The following is a 16,737-nucleotide window of genomic DNA, read 5'->3' as shown; positions in this document are numbered from 1 at the left end:
GCAGGCAACACCATTGTTACAGTAATTAACATCATTGAGCAAGTTCAAAAAACAGAAAATTTGTTAACGAATTGGTGCAGTTAGGAGAAATTAATACAGAATAATCGAACGCTTATTTGAATTGGATCACACGAATTGACTACAAGCAGTAAAAATGAAAGAAAAACAAAACTTTTTCAACAAGTTACATAAAACCAAGTGAAGCTAAATTACCATTTAACAATCAATTGGTCGTTTGAAGTAATTACTCTAAACTTTATTAAGAGAAATAAATTTTCCAGCAGGTTCTAGTTGCAAAATGAATTGCCCCTGTATCCCTGCAGAGGTCACAAATGGTCTAAAATATTTACCATTTATGTGTAAAATTTTGCCATTAATATCCTTTACCTCGACATTTTTAACTGTGCCTTGGTAATAAGGAAGAAAATCTTTAAAACTGATGTACATTGAAAATATAAATTGCATAACTCAATTACTACAAATTATAGAGTGAAATAGTGATAGGCAACGATCTAGCATTTAAAATGATAAACCGTCACCCAATTTTAGATTAAGCGTGTTCTAACGCCTTTTCTACTTTCTCAAACAAATCTTTCGATAGGTTAGGTAGCGCTTTTAATCGTAATAAACAGGCTTTCATTTTCTGTTGGCGGCCATCATCAAATTTACTGAACTGAATAAGTGGTGTGATCATTCTGGCAGCAATTTGCGGGTTCAACTCATTCAGTTTAACCAAGATATCCGCTAAGTATTCATAACCACTGCCGCTCGCATCATGGAACTGGTAAGTATTTGCAGCGACAAAGAAGCCAATTAACGAACGCACTCTATTTGGATTGTTAAAGCTAAAACTTTCATGTTCAGTGAGTGCTTTGATTTCTGTTAAGACTTCTGGCGTGTTTTGTGAAGCTTGTAAACTAAACCATTTATCCATAACCAGTGGCGTTGAAACCCACTTTTGCTCAAAGTCTGCCATCAAGGTTTGTTGACAAGTTAACTGACCTGAAACCGCAGCTTTAAGTGCAGCTAGGCTATCGGTCATATTCGTAGCTGCATGATATTGCTCAGTCACTAAGCCTTCATATTCTGATGACACACGCGATAACAATACTAAACAGATATTCTTAAAGGCTCGCGAAGCTGCATTATCTTCCTTAATCAATGAACGATAACGCGTCACTAACTCATCTAAACAGGCTTCAGCAAGTTCATCGATAACAAATTCTCTAGCAGCTTGTAAAGCATCTAAGTCGACAGTTTCAACCTGTTCAATTAAAGCAGCCGCACTCGGGAATGCCAGTATTTCTGCCACTAACGCTTTGTCTAAGCTTTCATCTAGAATAATGCCTCTTATTGCTTCAATCACTCTAGCATCGAGATGCATTGCCTCTTTAGCAACTAAACTGGCGACATTTTGCCAAACAGCTTGGCTGAATAAACCAACAGAAGCTTCCCAACGTGCTACTTCGCTTGATGCAAAACGTGTTAGATGTACAAGTTGGTCAACATTAAATTCATAATCTAAGCGAACTGGTGCTGAAAAATCTTGCAGTAAAGAAGGCACTGGCATTGCGTCAATATTATCAAATACAAATGTCTGTTCAGCTTCTTTCACATCAAGCACTTGGTTTGTTAAAGGTTGACCAGCAGAATTCAATAGCTCAAGGCTGAATGGAATATGCAGAGGGTTTCCTTTCACTCCTTGAGAAGTAACCGATTGACTGACAGTTAACTGGTACTGCTTGCTATCTGCATCATATTGATCAACCACAGTAACCACTGGGGTACCGGCTTGGCTGTACCAATTTCTGAATAAGGTTAAGTCGATACCACTCGCCGTTTCCATTGCATTGACGAAATCATCACAAGTTACCGCTTGGCCATCATGGCGTTCGAAATAACATTTCATCCCTAACTGGAAATTTTGCTCACCTAATATGGTATGCATCATCCGAATAACTTCAGCGCCTTTGTTATAAACAGTCACGGTATAGAAGTTATTCATTTCAATAACAGATTCAGGACGAATTGGATGCGACATAGGGCCTGCATCTTCAGCGAACTGTTGATTTTTCATGACGCGAATGGCTTGAATACGATTGACAGCACGAGAGCCTAAATCTGAGCTGAACTCTTGATCTCTAAATACCGTTAAGCCTTCTTTTAAGCTTAACTGGAACCAGTCACGACAAGTCACACGATTACCGGTCCAGTTATGGAAATACTCATGGCCAACAACCGATTCAATACCATGATAATCTTCATCTGTCGCACTGGCGGTATCAGCTAATACGTATTTAGTGTTAAACACGTTTAAGCCTTTATTTTCCATCGCGCCCATATTGAAAAAATCAACGGCAACAATCATATAAATATCGAGGTCGTATTCTAAATCAAAACGGCTTTCATCCCATTCCATCGATTTTTGTAACGACACCATTGCATGGTCAGCTTTATGCAAGTTTCCTTTATCTACAAATACTTGCAGTTTTACCTCTCGGCCACTACGAGTAATAAACTTATCTTCAAGTAAATCGAAGTCTCCTGCTACAAGGGCAAATAAATAGCTAGGTTTTGGGAAAGGATCTTCCCAACGCACAAATTGACGTGTTTCACTCACATCGCCCTTTTCAACCAAATTACCATTGCTTAATAAAAACGGGAATGCCGCTTTGTCAGCTTCGATTCTTACCGTATAGATAGCTAAAACATCAGGACGGTCAAGGAAGTAAGTGATCCTTCTGAAGCCTTCAGCTTCACATTGGGTACAGTAAGCGCCATCAGACATATATAAGCCTTCTAGGCTTGAGTTGGCTTCTGGATCTTGCTTAGTAACGAGCGTTAACTCAAAATCATTTAAAGAGGTGCTGATAGATAATTGGTTATCTTTTTCTTGGTAATCAGCTGGCTCGCCATTGATATGCACAGACACTAAATTAATTTTCTCGCCTACTAGCACCAATGCTTCGCTGTGCTCGCCTACCCTTTGTATTTTGCTTATCGCAATAACTTCAGTGTCTGAACCCTTTAAATTAAAATCTAACTCGATGTGACTAATGGTGAAAGTGGGTGCTTGATAGTCTTTTAAATGTTTTGCTTGAGCTTGAGTCATAAATAATCCTTGAATAACACTTAGCATTTAACGGGCATAAAATTTACATAATAAAAAACGCGCTAAAAGCGCGTTTTTTGACAATGAAATAGCGTTTATTTCACTGCAGATTTTTTAGCATCAACCATGTCTAAGGTGATTAATGCTGTTTCTTCTAAAAACGCATCCGGTACTTCTAATTCGTCTTCTTCAGACTCTTCAGCATCTTCCGTTTCGTTTTCAGCAACTTCTGTTGATTCTGCATCAGTTTCAGTGGCTTCTTCATCTTCTTCATCAAGTGATGCTAAAGGCTCAAGACCATTTTTAACACGACGCTCATTAGTGCGGTCAAGAATACGCTTTTCATCTTCTTCACGAGAAGCAATGCGCTCACTTTCCACTAATGAAATCGTTTTATCATCATGATGCTTTTTAAATTCAGCAATATCATCAAAGATATAACCAAATTCTACATCGGTTTTGATACGCTGCTGATGCTTGGTATCAAGTTTAGATACCAATTCAGGGTAGATATTACCTAAAGTACCGTATTGCGCTACCGGAACTTTATCCCATGGTAATGCGTTCTTCTCTTCAGATTCACCATATTCACCAGGCTCAAGTGCACTAGGGAAATTGATATCTGGAGTAACCCCTTTTAACTGTGTACTACCGCCATTAATACGGTAAAACTTAGCTATGGTGTATTGTACATGCCCAATAGGTTTTTCGTACATATCATAAATGCGACCTAAGCTTTTATGCTGCTGAACTGTACCTTTACCAAAGCTCGCCTCACCTACAATCAATGCACGATCATAATCCTGAAGCGCTGCAGCAAAAATCTCTGATGCTGAGGCACTGTAGCGATCAACCATAACTGTTAATGGTCCGCTATAGGCACTTTTACCGTCATTATCACGGTTTTGAGTAACGCGGCCATTAGCATCACGGATTTGAACCACTGGTCCCATATCAATGAATAAACCAGTCAGTAATGTCGCTTCAGTTAATGCACCGCCGCCATTACCACGTAAATCAATGATAATACCTTCAACGTTATCTTCTTTTAATTTAGCAATTTCTTTTTCTACATCAACGGATAAGTTCATGTAAAAACCCGGAATTTGAATAACACCGACTTTACGGTTAGCGTATTCGCCTTCAGTAGGCTCAACAACTTTAGAGGTTGCAGCGCGATCTTCTAAGCGAATTTTGTCACGAACAATCGTCACTTCAAATGCTTTCGCGTTTGCGCCACCTTTGTTAGGCAAAATTTGAAGATTAACTTCACTGCCTTTAGGGCCTTTAATTAATTCAACAACATCATCTAATCGCCACCCGATGACATCGACTATCTCTTCGTCTTTTTGACCGACACCAATAATTTTGTCTTCTGGAGATAGTTTTTCACTGCTCGCGGCAGGACCACCAGCAACTAAGCTTTTAATTACCGTGTAATCATCATCCATCTGCAACACTGCACCAATACCTTCAAGGCTTAGGTTCATTTCCATTTGGAAACGTTCAGCATTACGTGGAGAGAGATAACTTGTATGAGGTTCAACAGTGCGTGCAAAGGCATTCATAACACCTTGGAACACATCTTCACTGTGTGTTTGACTTAAACGTTTGATGGCATTGTTGTAACGCTTGCCAAGAATTTCGACTGTTTCTTCCCAGTCTTTATCAGCAAGTTTTAAATTTAATGCATCGTATTTGACACGTTGGCGCCAAAGTTCATTTAATTCTGCTTCATCTTTTGGCCATGTAGCTTCTTCGCGGTCAAACTCATAGGCATCATTGGCTTCTGTGAAGTCGAATTCTTTGTCTAATAAAGTCAGTGCGTAAGCAAAACGTTCATAGCGACGTTGTTGCAACAAAGAGAACATATTGAAAGCAGGTTCGATATTGCCTGTTTTGACCATATCGTCAAACAGATGTTGATATTGTTTAAAGCTATCAACATCTGCTTGTGTAAGCACATTACGTCTGAAATCTAGCTGTTGTAGATAACGATCGTAAATCAACTCAGAAAAAGCATCATCAAGTTCAAAGCGGTGGTAATGAGAGCGTGTGAATAAATTCGTTACCCTCTTACTCGCAACCTTGTGTTGAGGCTCTTGCTCAAGTTTAGGTAACTCGTTGATTTGAATAGTTGGTGAAATTGCCCAAGCCGAAAAACCGACAAATAAAGTGGCAATCGACGCAGCCAAAGTGAGTTTTCGCATCAACAAGTTACTCCTTAAATGATCACGATAATAAAATATGCTCTGCACGTACTTTAACGACTAAACCAGAATCAAGCTGTACATGGACATCTTCTTTCTTGATATCAGTGATAACGCCAGCGACAGGATTTTGTCCTAACTTGACACTAACACGTTGTTTTTGTTTAAGCTCGTCAAATTTTGCTGGGACATAATTAACTTTTGGTGCAGCAGGCTTTTTAGGCTTAGCTGGGCGGTCTTTCTTAACAGGAGCTGCTTTTGAAGAAGGTGCTTTTTTAGCTGGCTTCTTAGGATTTGCTTTAGCAGCTTGTGCTTGACGCTTAGCCTTGGCTTTTTCTTGACCTTCTTTTAAAGTCTGCTGAGCATGATCGATATGCTCTTGCTCAAGTTCGCCACAGTCTTGTCCGTCAAGATCAATACGTTGAACGCCGGTTTTAACACCTTTAAGGTAGCGCCAGCTACTTGTATAACGTCTAAGTGCAACACGCAATTGTGTTTTACTTACTTTAGAATCATCAGCCAACCTTTCAGCTAAATCTTGAAACAACCCAATTTTTAATGGCTTAGTTTCACCTTCTGCAATAAAGCATAAAGGAAATGTTTCATATAAATACGCTAAAACTGCGTTGGTGTCGGTCAACTTGTCTGTTGATTCCATTTTTACTTCCACGTTATATAAGGGGACTGGTTTATAGCTATCTTAGCTAGTTACAGTCGTTTATCTTTCGTTAAACAGAGTCTTGCTTAACGTTCAAATTAGCATTTCCTACATGATTGCTAAAGCAATTGAAACATGCCCTAACAAATTAACTTACTTGCCTGCATATTTACAGTAAATAAATTTTAAACATAGTAATGCGTGCAGCTCAGTATTATAAAGCCCATGTCAGCGATTGCGACCTGCAATTTAGCTTATTTGTTCGCAAATTAAGCAAATAAGCAAGATTCGAAGCTTTTAACTAAGATTTCTAAGCCTTTTTGATCATCTTTATCAAAACGATTCAAAGAAGGACTATCAATATCTAACACTGCTATGACATTTTTCCCGTCATGAACTGGCACTACAATTTCCGAATTACTGGCTGCATCGCAAGCAATATGACCTTCAAATTGGTGGACATCTTCAACAAGTTGAGTTTCATCTAAGGCTGCAGCTGTGCCACATACACCTTTGCCAATCACAATGCGTGTACAAGCAACTTTTCCTTGAAATGGTCCTAACACTAATTGGTCGTTGCGCTTAATATAAAAGCCAACCCAATTGATATCATCCAAATTGTCATTTAATAAGGCTGAGAAATTTGCCATACCAGCAATTAAGTCGTCTTCGCCTTCCATTAAGGCCAACACTTGTCTGTTCAAGGTGTCATACATTTCAGCTTTCATTTTACTTCCTAACTATTCTTTTATTCTGCTGCCGCTTTTTTGGGTGCTTTTTTGGCTGCAGGTTTAGCTGCAGGCTTAGCTTTTACGACGCCTTTGAGTAGATTTGCGAGTTCATCTTTATTAGATGCAAGATAAAAAGCAAGTTTCTCAACACTATTTTCGTCAATTTTTAACTCTGCGCTAGTAATAAAAGGAACTAAGTTATCCGCAATATCGAGCATTTTGTCATAGGCATCGGCTTCTTTTTTAGATGTGAACGTCATCTTTTCCACCCCTTCTCTGACCACGACAAACTTTGTAATTACCGCCATGATTAACCTCTTACTGTTTTTATATACAGTGCATAGAGTGTCATAGAACTAACTTCTGATGCAAGTATTCTGATTATTCTGGTATTATCTCATTTCATTGTAACTCGAATCATGATGAATAAACTCAGATAGTGGTCATAATTAGTCGCAATAAGTGGCTATAATATGTCTCAACTTGGATCATTGTTTCGCTGCTCATATTTACTAAATGGATGGTTTTAGCTTTTATATGCCCAAAAATTTAGATCAAGACACTATTATATTGTGCCGCTCTTGTGATTTAGCTGTGCAGCGCCGTGCTTTGCCCTCTAATGTTCGTGCATTATGTCCACGTTGTCATACGGCACTGTATGATGTGCCATATTGCTCTTTAAATGGCATGCTTGCTCTATGTATTGCAGCCATTCTGTTTTATATCCCTGCTAATTTTCTTCCCGTGCTTGAAATACATTTTTTAGGCAGTATTCGAGCAACCACAGTTTATGAAAGTGCATTTGCTGTTTGGGTTCAGGGTTACTGGATTGTTGCTGTCGCCGTTATCGCTGCAGCGGTCGTCGCTCCAGGATTACTTATATTGTCGATATTGCTGCAAATTATCATTGTAAAGCGCCGACTTCATTCAGCTTTTTGGCAACAGACGTATCGTAAATTGCTGAAAAACCATGGCGTACTTTCTCAATTAACAATGTTAGAAATCTATGTCATTTCTTTTTTAGTCGCAGCATTCAATTTATCTGACTTTTCAGATATCTATTTAGGCATGGGCACTTTTTGTTTTGGGATGTTATTTTTGGTTATCCTGTTCTTACAGCGAGAATATAACTTAGAACATATGTGGAGAATGGTTCATGACGAATAATACTTCACACTCAACGACTCAAGCGTCAACGTGTACTGAGTCTACAAGTACTGAGACAAAGACGTTGCAAGAAGATAACGCCACTAATAAATCCAATCTTGGCCAACAAGGTAAAGATATTGGCATGACGCTTTGTGGTACATGTCGCAATATTAACCCTATCGACCAAGGGCGTTGTAGTCGTTGCCATTCTAAAATTCAGCCGCGCAATTATCAAAGCCTACAGCAAAGCTGGGCATTACTAATTACCGCCGCCATATTATTAATACCCGCTAATATTTACCCAATCACAATGCTAACTAACCAAGGCAAAGTGACCTACGACACGATTTTTACTGGCATTGTACATTTGGTTCATTCAGACATGATCCCTATCGCGATTATCGTCTTTACCGCCAGTATTTTAGTGCCATGGTTAAAGATTGTAGGCTTGGCGATATATTTGTCAGCAATCAGTTTTAATCTGCCCGTTTCAAAAAAGAAGCTCATGGTGGGATTTCATATCATTGAGTGGATTGGTCGATGGTCTATGCTTGATTTATTCGTTATTGCTTTAACAGTGGCAGTAGTGAATATGGGACAACTTCTTGATGCAAAACCTGCACCTGCAGCAACAGCCTTCGCGCTGGTCATTTTATTGACCCAGTTAGCTGCAAAGGTACTTGATACACGTTTACTTTGGGATCGCTTGGAAAAAAACAATGACACGAATTGAATCACCAAAAGTCGTTAAAAAGAAACTCTTCTCTCCAATTTGGTTACTGCCAATTGTGGCTCTCGTACTGGGAGCTTGGCTTGGAGTGAAAAGTATCAAAGAGTCAGGAATTGAAATACAAGTTCATTTCCCCAGTGCCATTGGTATTGATGTTGGTAAAACCTTAGTAAAATACCAAGGATTAACTGTTGGTAAAGTCACTGACATCAGCCTTGATAAGGACTTATCAGGGGTAAATGTCAAAATTGTGATGGATTATCGCTCTGATCCTTTCCTAAATAAGAACACCCTTTTTTGGCTGGTTACGCCAAAAGCCAGTATTACGGGAATTGAAGGGCTAGATACCCTATTTTCAGGAAATTATATTGCGATTGAACCGGGTGATGGTAGTTCAACATCTGAGTTCATTGCATCCACTGAAGCTCCGTCAATGATCCCCAATGAAGAAGAAGGTATCGTTGTTAAGCTAACGACCCCAACTTTAGGTTCATTAGATGTAGGCTCTTTAGTGTTTTACCGCCAAGTACCTGTCGGTAAAGTCGTTAATTATCGTTTGATAGACAGTGACACTATTATCATTAGCACGTTTATTGAGCAGCAGTATGCTCACCTTGTTAACCAGAATTCGCAATTTTGGAATGTGTCAGGACTTAAAATTGATGCCTCACTTTCTGGTATAAAAGTAAATACTGAAAGTTTAGCGTCATTGCTCGCTGGCGGGATTAGTTTTAACTCTGATACTAAAGCGGACAAAGCAATCACCGGCGATAATTACGTTTTATATCCAGATGAAGAAAGCGCTGTAAAAGGTGTTGAGTTTGTATTAACAGCAGATAATGCCGATGAGATTAACCAAGGCTCTGCACTGGTATATCGCGGTATTGAAGTCGGTAAGGTTCATCAAACTCAACTGACTGAAAATGGCGTTAAGTTTTCAGCTAAGTTTGATATTGAATATCAACACCTTTTAAATGCTGATAGTCAGTTTTGGGTAGCGGGTGCTGATATTTCAATGGATGGAGTTAAGCATGTTAGTCGCTTACTGACAGGTAGCGTCGTTAATGTACTTCCTGGTGTATCTGACGAAACATTACCTGAGAAATTTACATTACTTGAGCAATCACCAGACTTATTGAATGACAGTAAACTCAAGATCCAGCTCAGCTCTGATGAGCATAGTGGTCTCACTGCAGGAGCTGAAGTTCGATACAAACAAATGCCAATTGGTGAGATCACTCGAGTGACCTTTACTAAAGATTTTAGTGGCGTTGAGTACCAATTAGAGATCCTGCCAGAATATAAAGGTCTTATCACTACCGATAGTCATTTTGTGTCTGAATCAGCATTAACCATAGATGCTTCACTCGATGGTGTTAGTGTGACCACCCGTGACTTAAACACTGTTATAGCCGGTGCAGTTTCATTAGTCAGAGGCAAAACCAAAGCGTTAGTAAGAGCAAATAGCCAATTTGCACTTTACCGTTCAACAGATCATGCTACTGCGACATTAAGTAAAAATAGTGTCACCACGCTAACCCTAGACAGTATCGATGGCGCAGGCCTTTCAGACGGCTCACCGATTTATTATAAAAAAATGCAAATCGGTAAAGTAACTGAAGTTAATTGGAATAATAAAACAGACCAGTTTTCAATTAGCGTCGCGATTCAAAATAAATTTAGTCAGCTAATACGAGATAATAGTGTCTTCTGGCGCAATGATGCTGCCAGTATTAATGCAAGTTTATCCGGTGTTGAAGTGAATGTAGCACCACTTGAGGGTGCGCTAAAAGGCAGTTTAAGTTTAGGGCTGTTAAGTGATGAGCTTATCGGAAATCAACAAAGATTATACGATTCAAAAGAACTAGCCTTGAAGCAAGCGAAAGCGATTACGTTAGTTTTACCTGCTGAAGCAAAAGTAGCAGCTAAAGCCGCGATTCGATATCAAGGGCATCAGATTGGTGTCGTTCAGCAAGTAAAGCTTAACCAAAATCTTGATACATTAACGGCAAGCGCTTATTTATATGGAGAGTATGCAGCTCACTTCACTAAAGCTGATACAGAATACTTTATTGTTGATGCGCAAATTTCATTAGCAGGCATTAAAGCGCCTGAAACCTTGATAACGGGTCCGTATATCGGTGTGATACCCGGTAAAGTCAGCGATGCTATAGATACTTTTGAAGCTCATTTATCAGCTCGTTATGATGCTGACATTGAAGATGATGCTTTAACGCTTATACTTGAAGATAGCCAACTTGGCTCGATAAAAGTGGGCACGCCAATATTCTTTAGAGGTATTTCAATCGGTCAAGTTGATGGTTATACATTGTCGGATAACGGCAACAAAGTCTTAATGTATTCACACATTGAAAAGCAATACACCCACCTAGTAAACCAAAGCAGTCGTTTTTGGGATGCTTCTGGTATTAAATTAGAAGTGGGTATTTTCTCTGGTGCGCAAATTGAAACGGGTTCACTAGAAACATTACTGTCAGGTGGTATATCAGTTGTTACTGAGGATGTGACTTCAGAGCAGAATAAACTATCAGATAATAGCCGTTTTGATCTTTATAACAAGATGAAAGAAGAATGGCGCAGATGGCAGCCTGAACAGGTAAAGCCATAAAATGTGCAATCCAAAAAAGTCGGCATATGCCGACTTTTTTATTGAGCAAATGTAATATGAGTCAGCAGATATGATGACTCTACCCTTATGGCTCCTTTAAGTCTTTATCCGTAAAACCAGTAACAAACCCCAATCGCAGCCATGATACCGCCGACATCAGCAGCTAAACCACAGCCAAGCGCATGGCGACTATTTCGAATGCCAACAGAGCCAAAATATACCGCGAGAACATAAAATGTAGTTTCTGTGCTGCCTTGAAAAATAGCTGATAATCGCCCAGCAAATGAATCAACACCATGGTGGTCCATCGTTTCAAGCATCATTGCTCTTGCTCCTGAACCACTAAAAGGTTTCATTAATGCTGTCGGCATCGCATCAACAAATCGGTTATCAAAGCCGAATAAGGTCACTAAGCTTGATAAACCCTGTAAAGCGAAATCTAACGCGCCTGAAGCCCTTAATAACCCTATTGCCAATAACATCGCCAACAAATAAGGGATCAGCATAATAGCTTGGGAAAAGCCGCCTTTAGCGCCTTCTACAAACTCATCATATATGGCAACCTTTCTATAACCAGCAATCAGTATAAAACTTAAAATTAGCACCAGTAAAATACCGTTACCTAAGGCGGTAGATAAAGTGCCAATAGCCTCAACTGATAAAGTCATTAAATAAAATACACTGGCAATAAGCACACTGATTAAGGTTGCACCGTAAGCAAGCACAACACTATTTAATAAAGAGATACGTTGCACAATAGCCACAACTGACAGCCCCACTAAAGTTGATGCAACTGTGGCAAGTAAAATGGGTAAGAAAACATCTGCGGGGGCAGCAGCGCCTTGTTGAGCACGATATAAAAATACTGTTACAGGCACTAATGTTACAGAAGAAGTATTGAGTACTAAGAACAAAATTTGCGCATTGGTCGCAACGCTTTTTTCGGGGTTTAAACTCTGTAAGTCATGCATCGCCTTAAGGCCAAGTGGAGTTGCAGCATTATCAAGCCCAAGCATATTTGCAGTTAAGTTCATCGACATACTGCCATAAGCTGGGTGTCCTCTTGGCACTTCAGGCATCAACTTGGATAATAACGGCTCGAACAATCGTGCAAACACCGCTACAACACCCGCCTTCTCACCCACTTGCATCAAGCCCATCCAGAGCGCCAACACACCAATGAGTCCAATTGAGATCTCAGCAGCAAGTTTCGCACTACTAAAAATCGCATTGACTGAGTCACTCAGCACTTCAACATGGCCATTAAATAGTTGCACAATGATGGCAATAGCTGCCGTTATAAAGAACAATAACCAAACTCGATTCAGCACTTAATACTCCATCATTATGACCAATGCTAACCCGTTTAGAACTGATGCTTAGTCCACGGGGATAACCTAACTCTTGTTAATGCATGATATAATCTATTTCATTATTACACAGTTGTTTTATCGAAATATTTTACTATGGCTCAAATTAATCCAGATTACCTCACCCACATTGCCGCAGAACTTCCAAAACATCTTGATATGGAAGAGTTTGTTGCAGCTTGTCATCGCCCTTTAAGAAAATCTATACGCATTAATACGCTAAAGATTTCAATAGCCGACTTTAAACAGGTTATGTATTCAAAAGGCTGGGAATTTGAACCTATTCCATGGTGTAAAGAAGGTTTTTGGATAACCCATAACGAAAACCAACAACCTGGCAATTGTGTAGAACATATTCAAGGGCTTTTTTATATTCAAGAAGCCAGTTCAATGTTACCGCCAGAAGCATTATTTAACGATTTAGGCACCAATGAAACTTATCAAGCGGATATTGTTTTAGATGTTGCTTCCGCTCCTGGATCTAAAACAACCCAACTTGCCGCATTAATGAACAACCAAGGCTTACTGATAGCCAATGAATACTCATCTAGCCGCGTTAAAATTCTGCATGCCAATGTACAACGCATGGGGGTCCGTCAAACAGCATTAACCCATTTTGACGGCAAGGTATTCGGTGAATACCTATACGAAAAGTTTGATGCCATTTTGCTAGATGCCCCCTGTGGTGGTGAAGGCACAGTACGCAAAGATGTAAATGCATTGAAAAATTGGCAACTCGACGATGTCACAGACATTGCAGAAACCCAGAAACAACTTATTGAATCAGCCTTTTTAGCATTAAAGCCCGGTGGCGCTTTAGTTTATTCAACTTGTACACTAAGCCAAATTGAAAACCAGCAAATTTGTCACTATATCCAGCAGCAATACCCCGAAGCAGTGAAATTCGCCTCATTAAATAATTTATTCGCAGGCGCTGAGCAAGCCTGTACAGAAGAAGGTTTTCTACATGTTTGGCCACAAATATTTGACAGCGAAGGCTTCTTTGTCGCTAAAATCATCAAGACCGCATCTGTACCTCGCTTAAAGAAATGCCCCAAACAACAGCGAAACTTCCCGTTTGTTTCAGCTAACCCAACGCAGACCCTAGCCGTTTCTGAGTATTTTAGTCAGAGCTTCAACATCAGCTTACCTAAGCAATATAACGTTATGATCCGCGACGATGAATATTGGTTATTTCCAGAGCAATTCAGCCATTTTATCGGCTTAATGCGTTTTCAACGCATTGGATTTAAACTGGCTGACGTAATGAAAAAAGGGTTTAAAGCTAAACATGAAGCCATTATCGCCTTAAGTGACTTTATTGAAAATCAAGATAGCGTTATTGAGCTTAATCGTCAGCAAGCTATTGAATTTTTGATGGGACGCGATATTCCAACCAATGAGGTTAACGGCTTAGATATAACCCCTGCTGGTGAAATGATAGTAAGCTTTCATCACAAGCCATTGGGCGTAGTAAAACACTTAGGTCACCGCCTGAAGAATAATTTACCGAGAGAGTTGGTCAAAGATAAAATCGAATCAGTCTAAAATTAGGCGTTAAAGTGAGCATTAAAGTTAAAATCATCCAAAAGTTAAACAGCTTTAATAGGCTCATTTCGCTAGTGATTTAAGCAGTATTAGTTAAATATGACGATTTATATACGTTAAACATTCATTTATAGCGCATTAATTGTGCAATATAGAAATACACAACTATAATTTATTCAGACGTGTTTAATTAAAGACTTTTGTAGCAAGAATTGAATGTTGGGAATAAGCGGGAATAACGCTTTATTCTCATAACGGTTTACTGAGAGTTTACTGAGAGACAACTCTCAACAGTAGCGCAAGGCTCTTTTCAATAAGAGCCATTCCCCTAGACCCAGAACAATTGGATAGTTTTGGGTCTTTTTTTTGCCTGTAGTTTAATAGAGCAAACCTAATGATTAACGAATGTCGTTAGAATCTTGTCGCTAAAAATAACTCTATCGGCCAATTAATTTGGCAGCATCGGTGAATAGGTTGAAGAAGTTTTCCGAGGTGTAATGAGCTAAATCTTCATATTTTTCACCACGTAGCTCAGCGACAAACTCTGCGACATCGCGAACATAAGCCGGTTGATTTTCTTTGCCGCGATGTGGAACAGGTGCTAGATAAGGCGAATCTGTTTCTACCAATAGTCTATCTTGTGGGACTTGGCGAATAACACTTCGAAGTTCACCTGCGTTTTTAAAAGTGACAATACCTGAAACTGAAATATAAAAACCTAAATCAATCGCCGCTTTTGCCATTTCCCAATTTTCAGTAAAACAGTGTAATACGCCACCCACTTTATCCGCATTGCCTGCTTTTAACATGGCAATGGTATCTTCACGTGCATCTCGGGTATGAACGATCAAGGGTTTATTCACATCAACAGCTAATGCAATTTGTTGTTCAAAACATTGCTGTTGAAGTGTTTTAGTTTCTGGGGCGTAAAAATAATCAAGACCAGTTTCACCAATTGCTACCACTTTTTTATCAGTGGCAAATTGTTTGATTTCTTCAACATTTAAACCGTCTTGAACATCTAAAGGGTGAACACCAGAAGAAAGGAAGACATTATCAAATTGCGCCATTTTTTCGCGCATAGATTCGAAACCTTGCTGACGCACATTGACGCACAGTAGGTAATCTACGCCACGAGATTTAGCACCATCAATAATGGCTTGTAAACTAGGTTGATCAGGTGCCGCTTTTAAACGGTCTAAGTGGCAATGAGAGTCGATTAACATGGGAATTCTATCAAAAGCTAAAATAAGCCAGCAAGAATACCTAGCTACATTGTGCAGGTCAAATCACTTGAAGAAAGTTCGCTCGAAAGTAACTTTTCAATGTGATGTTTATGACTTTCAGGATCGGTTTTAATTTTAACCCCTATCCCTGCAGGTCTGCCACCTGAAGCGCCTAATGGGTTAATCCAAACCACCACACCTTTAAAGTCAGTCATTTGTGATGTTCCAGGTAACTTATACGATATCGACAACTCTTGGCCTAAAAAGTGGCTTTCTGTTGTTGAAATAAATAAACCCGCAGGCTTAATAAAAGGCATATAAGCTCTGTACAACTGGTGCAGAGTATCAAAATTTACAACAAGATCGGTCATAATCTCAGTCTATTATTTAATATGAATAAGTTGTCTAAATTCGAGTATGTAATCTTGGCATAATGCCGGAGCATTCACACTCGCCATCGTTGCTAGCCGTTGGCACATTTGCGCCACTTTTGAAGACAAACCAATAATGTTACTTATAGCTAATGCATCTAGCTCTTTACTTTTTAACACATATTGTCTTAAGTACAAATATAAAACATTAAGTGCATCAACAATTTGATGCTCTGAAACCTTAATTAAACTGCCATTCAAATGGCCAGATTTAATGCTTAACGCCCAATCTGTTCGAAACTGAATCAACTGTTGGTAATGCTGACTACTGAGGCTTTCAGCAAGCTTTAATGGCCCGCCAATCATACTTAAACACCAAGTGACATCATGGGGCTTTTCGCCAGCACGCACTGAAGGTAGCATTTGATGGGCTTTTAACCACTCATATACTTGTTTTCTATCAGGAGCGTGAAATGCCACTTGCTGACAACGACTTTTAATCGTCGCCAATATTCTTGAAGGCACATCGGTTTGTAAAATAATTAATATATTATTACCCGGCTCTTCTAATGTTTTCAGTAAGGCATTGGCTGACGCTAAATTAAACTGCTCACAATTAAGAATAATAGCAACTCGTTGCCCGCCTTGCTGAGCAGTTACAGTTAACTTTTGGCATAAATCACGGATTTGGTCGACTTTTATTATCGTGCCATCCGCTTTGATAACATGACAATCGGGATGTGTGCCGGCCTTAAATAGCAAGCAGCTCTTACATTGGCCACAAGCCCCCACTGGCGTGAGCGCTGTACACATAGCAGCTTCAGCCATTTCGTTTGCCAAAACATGACCACCTAAGCCTTGATCAATACTCACCAGTTGAGCATGAGCGCTATGGCCGCTATGGCGTTCGTTAATAAAACGTTCAAACGGTGCATCCAACCACGGTAATTGCTGTATACCAAATGCTTGCATTATACGCTCGCCTTTACCCAATAATATGTCA

At 39.5% G+C, this 16,737-nt stretch carries 14 protein-coding genes; 4 read left to right on the top strand and 10 right to left on the bottom strand.

Annotated elements, in window-relative coordinates; translation table 11 throughout:
* Window positions 1-249: 249 nt before the first annotated feature.
* The 6 genes from BCU84_RS14230 to BCU84_RS14205 all read right to left on the bottom strand — a co-directional run bounded on the left by BCU84_RS14230 (window position 250) and on the right by BCU84_RS14205 (window position 7,019).
* Window positions 250-465 carry a DUF2835 domain-containing protein gene (locus BCU84_RS14230; RefSeq protein ID WP_102528737.1) on the bottom strand — a complete coding sequence of 72 codons (216 nt, stop codon included), beginning with the start codon at window positions 463-465 and terminating at the stop codon, window positions 250-252.
* A gap of 85 nt (window positions 466-550) precedes the next feature.
* Window positions 551-3,112, bottom strand: coding sequence for an aminopeptidase N (gene pepN / locus BCU84_RS14225; RefSeq protein ID WP_102528736.1), 2,562 nt, complete (start codon window positions 3,110-3,112; stop codon window positions 551-553).
* 95 nt (window positions 3,113-3,207) lie between these two features.
* Window positions 3,208-5,322 (bottom strand): carboxy terminal-processing peptidase, encoded by a 2,115-nt coding sequence (gene prc, locus BCU84_RS14220; protein ID WP_102528735.1) that lies wholly within the window; start codon window positions 5,320-5,322, stop codon window positions 3,208-3,210.
* 22 nt (window positions 5,323-5,344) lie between these two features.
* A complete protein-coding gene (proQ, locus tag BCU84_RS14215) occupies window positions 5,345-5,980 on the bottom strand; it encodes an RNA chaperone ProQ (protein ID WP_102528734.1) in 636 nt (211 codons plus the stop codon).
* 269 nt (window positions 5,981-6,249) lie between these two features.
* Window positions 6,250-6,708: a GAF domain-containing protein gene (locus tag BCU84_RS14210; RefSeq protein ID WP_102528733.1), complete on the bottom strand. Its 459-nt coding sequence runs from the start codon at window positions 6,706-6,708 to the stop codon at window positions 6,250-6,252.
* A 20-nt stretch (window positions 6,709-6,728) separates the two neighbouring features.
* Window positions 6,729-7,019, bottom strand: coding sequence for a YebG family protein (locus BCU84_RS14205; protein WP_102528732.1), 291 nt, complete (start codon window positions 7,017-7,019; stop codon window positions 6,729-6,731).
* Window positions 7,020-7,248: 229 nt separating this feature from the next.
* Here BCU84_RS14205 and BCU84_RS14200 point away from each other — a divergent pair, with 229 nt between their 5' ends.
* The 3 genes from BCU84_RS14200 to BCU84_RS14190 all read left to right on the top strand — a co-directional run bounded on the left by BCU84_RS14200 (window position 7,249) and on the right by BCU84_RS14190 (window position 11,219).
* Window positions 7,249-7,878, top strand: coding sequence for a paraquat-inducible protein A (locus BCU84_RS14200; protein ID WP_102528760.1), 630 nt, complete (start codon window positions 7,249-7,251; stop codon window positions 7,876-7,878).
* A 124-nt stretch (window positions 7,879-8,002) separates the two neighbouring features.
* Window positions 8,003-8,593 carry a paraquat-inducible protein A gene (locus BCU84_RS14195; RefSeq protein WP_102528759.1) on the top strand — a complete coding sequence of 197 codons (591 nt, stop codon included), beginning with the start codon at window positions 8,003-8,005 and terminating at the stop codon, window positions 8,591-8,593.
* Complete coding sequence (locus BCU84_RS14190; protein ID WP_102528731.1) at window positions 8,580-11,219, top strand: MlaD family protein; 2,640 nt, start codon at window positions 8,580-8,582, stop codon at window positions 11,217-11,219. Before BCU84_RS14195 ends, BCU84_RS14190 begins: the two co-directional genes overlap by 14 nt.
* A gap of 104 nt (window positions 11,220-11,323) precedes the next feature.
* On the opposite strand, the gene BCU84_RS14185 is transcribed toward BCU84_RS14190, so the two are convergent.
* Window positions 11,324-12,550 carry a spore maturation protein gene (locus tag BCU84_RS14185; RefSeq protein ID WP_102528730.1) on the bottom strand — a complete coding sequence of 409 codons (1,227 nt, stop codon included), beginning with the start codon at window positions 12,548-12,550 and terminating at the stop codon, window positions 11,324-11,326.
* Window positions 12,551-12,685: 135 nt separating this feature from the next.
* On the opposite strand from BCU84_RS14185, the gene rsmF reads away from it, so the two are divergent.
* Window positions 12,686-14,137, top strand: a complete 1,452-nt coding sequence (gene rsmF / locus BCU84_RS14180) for a 16S rRNA (cytosine(1407)-C(5))-methyltransferase RsmF (protein WP_102528729.1) — start codon at window positions 12,686-12,688, stop codon at window positions 14,135-14,137.
* A gap of 437 nt (window positions 14,138-14,574) precedes the next feature.
* Here rsmF and BCU84_RS14175 read toward each other — a convergent pair whose 3' ends face one another.
* Genes BCU84_RS14175 through holB form a run of 3 tightly spaced genes read right to left on the bottom strand, consistent with a single transcriptional unit; the run spans window position 14,575 to window position 16,706 of the window.
* Window positions 14,575-15,363 carry a YchF/TatD family DNA exonuclease gene (locus BCU84_RS14175; protein WP_102528728.1) on the bottom strand — a complete coding sequence of 263 codons (789 nt, stop codon included), beginning with the start codon at window positions 15,361-15,363 and terminating at the stop codon, window positions 14,575-14,577.
* 44 nt (window positions 15,364-15,407) lie between these two features.
* Window positions 15,408-15,734, bottom strand: a complete 327-nt coding sequence (locus tag BCU84_RS14170) for a PilZ domain-containing protein (RefSeq protein ID WP_055024454.1) — start codon at window positions 15,732-15,734, stop codon at window positions 15,408-15,410.
* 12 nt (window positions 15,735-15,746) lie between these two features.
* Window positions 15,747-16,706 (bottom strand): DNA polymerase III subunit delta', encoded by a 960-nt coding sequence (holB, locus tag BCU84_RS14165; RefSeq protein ID WP_102528727.1) that lies wholly within the window; start codon window positions 16,704-16,706, stop codon window positions 15,747-15,749.
* Window positions 16,707-16,737: the final 31 nt, after the last annotated feature.

Source organism: Shewanella sp. 10N.286.51.B7, from assembly GCF_002873615.1.
Classification (GTDB): Bacteria; Pseudomonadota; Gammaproteobacteria; order Enterobacterales; family Shewanellaceae; genus Shewanella; species Shewanella electrodiphila.
Note: the sequence above shows the minus strand (reverse complement) of the source record. Positions and strands in the feature narration are given on the sequence as shown.